The organism is Candidatus Margulisiibacteriota bacterium, assembly GCA_041658645.1.
Taxonomy (GTDB): Bacteria; Margulisbacteria; WOR-1; order O2-12-FULL-45-9; family XYB2-FULL-48-7; genus JBAZZV01.
Genome location: JBAZZV010000022.1, coordinates 1 through 4505, shown reverse-complemented (window position 1 = coordinate 4505; position 4505 = coordinate 1). Strand labels below are relative to the sequence as shown.

Sequence of the window (4505 nt, the reverse complement as noted above, 5' to 3'; positions counted from 1 at the left end):
TCCCGCTCCCCAGGATCACTTCGTAGGCGCGTTCTTTCAGGTCGACTTTGACTTTAGCCATTTTTCTATTTCCTCCGATACTTGATCAACATCGAGCTTCGACGTATCGACGATTTGGTCGGCCGCCTGACGGTAGAACGGCTCCCGCGCCGCCAGCCGCCGGACGATCTCTTTCTCCGGGTCGGCCACTTCCAACAGCGGCCGGTGCTCTTCGTGTTTGATCCGGTGCCAGATCCGCTCCGGATCGGCCCAGAGGAGAATGACCGGCCCTAAGCTTTTCAGCAGGGTGACATTCTCCGGCCGCAGGACCATCCCGCCGCCGGTTGAGAGGACAAAATGGTCGTAATCCTGCAAAGTCTTGAGCACCTCGCTCTCGAGGGAGCGGAAATATTCTTCGCCGTCAGTCGCGAAGATCTGGCTGATCGTCCGCCCCTCGGTCTTCTCGATCAGCTCGTCGGTATCGAGGAGATCAAGCTGCAGCTCGTCCGCCAGCCGCCGGCCAACCGCCGTTTTACCCGCCCCCATAAATCCGATTAAAACTATGTTCATATTTCTTCACCTAAAGTAATAAATGGCCCCGGCGGGGATCGAACTCGCGACCTTCGGTTTAGGAAACCGCTGCTCTGTCCAACTGAGCTACGGGGCCATTTATTACTTGTTCTTCGCTACGAACTCCCGGACCGCTTTCAAAGCGATCCGCCGCAGATTCACCGCCGGCGTCACAAAGCTCGGCGGATCTTCATACAAACCCAGAAGATCATTCGTCACTAAAACTTGACCGTTGACCTTCTTGCCCGCCCCAATGCCGATCGTCGGGACCTTAACCGCTTTGGTTATTTTCGCGGCCAGCTCTTCCGGGACCATTTCCAGGACCAAAGCGAAACAACCGGCCCGCTCCAGCACTTTAGCGTCGCTCATCAACTTAACCGCCGTCCGCTTATCTTTTCCCTGCACCCGGTAACCAAGGATATTGACCGATTGAGGAGTTAACCCGATATGCCCCATCACCGGGATCCCGGCCTTAATGATCTTTTTGATCGCGCTGACATAACCGGCCCCTTCGAGCTTGACCACGTTCGCTCCCGCTTTGACCAGCTTGATCGCGTTAGCCACCGCTTTATCATCATTTTCCTGGAAGGAACCGAACGGCAGATCGGCCACGACCAGCGCCCGTTTAACGCCCCGGGCAACCGCGCGCGTATGACTGACCATCTCCTCCATCGTCACCGGCAAGGTATCGCGATAACCGAGCGCCACATTGCCAAGCGAATCACCGACCAGAACGATGTCGACCCCCGCCTCATCCAGTATTTTAGCGAACGGATAATCATAGGCGGTCAGCATGACGATCCGCCGCTTGGACCGTTTCGCTTTGGCCAGGTCGTGAATATTCATGACTATTTCTTTTTCTCGACCTTATACAGAGAGAACAATTTTTCTTCCAGCAGGTCCTTCGTCAGATAACGGGTCAAATAGCCGTTCTCGGCCAGGGAGATCGTCCCGGCCTTTTCGGAGACGATTATGACCAGGGCGTCCGACACTTCGGAGATGCCGACCGCCGCCCGGTGGCGGGTCCCGAGCCGTTTATCCAGCAAGCGCGACTCGGAGATCGGCAAGAGACACCGGGCCGCCAGCACCCGCTCCCCCTGGACAATGATCGCCCCGTCGTGCAGCGGCGATCTTTGGTTAAAGACCGAGAGGATGAGCTCGGTCGAAATGACCGCGTCGAGCTTGACCCCCGATTCCAGGTATTCGTTCAGCCCGGTCAGCCGCTCAATAATGATCAGGGCGCCGATATTCTCCGCGGCCATTTGTTCCACGGCCCGGACAATGCTCCGGACCTGGAAGCTCCCCTGCGCCGCGTGGGTCAAGCCAAAAGTCCCGAGGAACTTACCCCGGCCGAACCGCTCCAGCATCCGGCGGAGCTCCGGCTGAAAGAGGATGATCAGCATCAGGGCGACGATGGCGGCAAAACGGTCAAAGAGCCAGTTGATGGCGTATAGCCCCAGGACCCGCCCGGAGACGTAGACGATCGAAATAAGGATAAGTCCGCGGATCAGGGTCAGCGCCCGCGTCCCCTGCAGCCAAAGGAGGACATAATAGATGATGAAGGCGACCAGCCCGATATCAACTATATCCAGCCAGCGGAATTCAAGCGGCGTCATTTCTGACCAGGTCCTCGTAGCTTTCCCGCCGGACGATTTGCGCCGCCCGGCCGTTACCCACCAGGACCATGGCCGGCCGCGGCACGCGGTTGTAATTCGAGGCCATCGAATAAGTGTAGGCGCCGGTGCAGGTGACGAGTAAAGTATCGCCGGCCTGGAGCGGCGGCAATTTGATATCGCGGACCAGGATGTCGCCCGATTCGCAAAAGCGCCCGGCGATCGTCACCGTCTCTTCGGGGTTTTCGTCCGGCCGGCCGGCGACCAGCGCTTCGTATTTCGCACCGTAGAGGATCGGCCGCGGGTTATCCGCCATCCCGCCGTCAACAATGGCGTAGGTCCGGATACCGGGTATTTTCTTAACGGCGCCGACGGTATAAAGAGTGACTCCCGCCGTGCCGACTATTGACCGCCCCGGCTCCACAACCAGTTTAGCGTCAGTCTCGCCCTTAAGCACTTGAGCGATCTCCCGGGCAAAATGATCGATCGCCGGCGGCTCATGTTGTTTCAGGTAGGCAATCCCCAGCCCGCCGCCGAGATTGATCTCTTTCAGCCCGTATTGTTTGACCAGACGGAGGAGCAATTTCACTTCCTCAACGAAAGGTTTAACGTCAAAGATCTGCGATCCGATATGGGCATGCAAACCCTCCAGCTTGATACCCGCGTGGGAACGGACGTGTTTGATGAAATCGTCCAGCTGATCGAGCGGCACGCCGAACTTGGAATCGATCTTCCCGGTCTGGATGAACTCGTGGGTATGCGCTTCGATCCCGGGGTTGACCCTGATCATGACGTGGGCTTGCAGGCCTGTTTTCTTAACGGCGTGCGCCAGGTTCGAGAGTTCCGCTTCGTTGTCGACCACAAAGCGGCCGATCCCGGCGTGCAGCCCCTCTTCGATCTCTTGGGGGGTCTTGTTGTTGCCGTGGAAATAGATCTTTTTCGGGTCGGCTCCGGCTTTCAAAACCGTATAAAGCTCCCCGCCGGAAGAGACGTCAAACCCTACCCCTTCGCTGGCGATCAACTTGGAGAGGCCGACAGTGCAGAGCGCCTTGCTGGCAAAACAGACTTCCGTGTTCGGATAATGCGCCCGGAAAGATTCGAGGTACTGCCGGCAGCGGCGGCGGACCGTCTGTTCGTCGATCACATAAAGCGGCGTGCCGAACTCCTTGGCCAGTGCCAGGGTATCACAGCCGCCGATCTCCAGATGGCCTTGACTGTTTATTCCCGCGGAATCTGGTAAATTCACCGCTTTCATATCAATTTAATTATACCACATTAAAACGGCAAGAAAATATGTAAAATATGAGCGTATCCCGGTAATTCTAAGCCCATTTAAAAAAAACAGTGAAATTTAATGAACTTTCGGCAGAAAATACTTTGCGGGCAAGAAAGTCAATAATCAAAATTAGAAGGGAGTCCCTTATGATCAGAGTTGGTGATCGCGGTGTGCGGCAACGGTTAAGATTAGTCGTTTCAAACGTCGTTTCAAAAGTCGCTTCAAAAGTCGCTTCAAAAGTCGCTTCAGGCACAACTACTACGCCTGCAAAAAGCCAGACAGGCCCAAGCGCACTTAGTCCGGAAAGAGAGCGGCGATTACAGGCCGCCTTTGAAAAACTGGCTTCGGCCGGCAATAATATTTCACGTCTTGGGCCGCTCATTTTTGATCTTATCTCCGAAATTATGCCCGGAAAAAGACTGGCCCGGCTCGATCTTCTCGAGGTCCAAGACGGTAAAACCTTTACCTCCCCTCGGATCATTACGTCTGATGAGGCGTATGGTTTTAGCGGAAAAATAGAAATTACTCCTATTCTGCGACAACCTTGGGGGGAGGTTAGTCAGAGAGTAACAGGGGCTACTGAATTTGTCGCCTCCATGCAGGCCATAAGCACAAGAATTGAAGCTGTCGGACAGGAAAAAAGCAGCGAAAGGTTCTTGGCCTTGCCCTTGCTTGGCAAGGAGAACAAAGTCTTGGGCGCTATGGTCTTAGCTAATAAAACCGCGGACGGAATCAGCTTTATTACTTTGGAAGACAAAGTAACATTCGTATCTTTCGCCAAAAGAGTTAGCGAACTTTTAGATCAAAAAATAATCACCGAATAAACGTAACTATTCAGGTCAGCCCTCACCCAACATAAACCATTTCGGTTCATGGCCCGCTAACGCTCATCCTCCCTGCCTGTCGGCAGGCGGGGGTGAGGGCTAAATAGTTACAAAAATGGGATATATAGGTAGATCGTGTGCAGGACCGGAGCGCTGATTAAACCCTGCAGCTACTCTTCCGACAAAGTGTTGTAAAATTTCATCCGGATGGAAATCATCACAGGGTAATTCCTCTGGCGTCAG

Annotated in this window: 5 protein-coding genes and 1 tRNA gene; 1 reads left to right on the top strand and 5 read right to left on the bottom strand. The window is 54.7% G+C overall.

All coding sequences use genetic code 11. The features are described 5' to 3' along the window. Positions 1–36 precede the first annotated feature (36 nt). From WC903_09110 to lysA, 5 genes are all read right to left on the bottom strand, one after another. Complete coding sequence (locus WC903_09110; GenBank protein ID MFA5894103.1) at positions 37–549, bottom strand: shikimate kinase; 513 nt, start codon at positions 547–549, stop codon at positions 37–39. 23 nt (positions 550–572) lie between these two features. After that, positions 573–646 (bottom strand) — tRNA-Arg (locus WC903_09105). Between the two features lie 5 nt (positions 647–651). Then, complete coding sequence (gene panB, locus WC903_09100; protein MFA5894102.1) at positions 652–1395, bottom strand: 3-methyl-2-oxobutanoate hydroxymethyltransferase; 744 nt, start codon at positions 1393–1395, stop codon at positions 652–654. A gap of 2 nt (positions 1396–1397) precedes the next feature. Then, a complete protein-coding gene (gene cdaA / locus WC903_09095) occupies positions 1398–2165 on the bottom strand; it encodes a diadenylate cyclase CdaA (protein MFA5894101.1) in 768 nt (255 codons plus the stop codon). Beyond that, the gene (lysA, locus tag WC903_09090) at positions 2152–3417 is read right to left on the bottom strand and encodes a diaminopimelate decarboxylase (protein ID MFA5894100.1); all 1266 of its coding nucleotides are present in this window, start codon (positions 3415–3417) and stop codon (positions 2152–2154) included. Before lysA ends, cdaA begins: the two co-directional genes overlap by 14 nt. An 89-nt stretch (positions 3418–3506) precedes the next feature. Here lysA and WC903_09085 point away from each other — a divergent pair, with 89 nt between their 5' ends. Beyond that, positions 3507–4262, top strand: a complete 756-nt coding sequence (locus tag WC903_09085) for a hypothetical protein (GenBank protein MFA5894099.1) — start codon at positions 3507–3509, stop codon at positions 4260–4262. Positions 4263–4505: the final 243 nt, after the last annotated feature.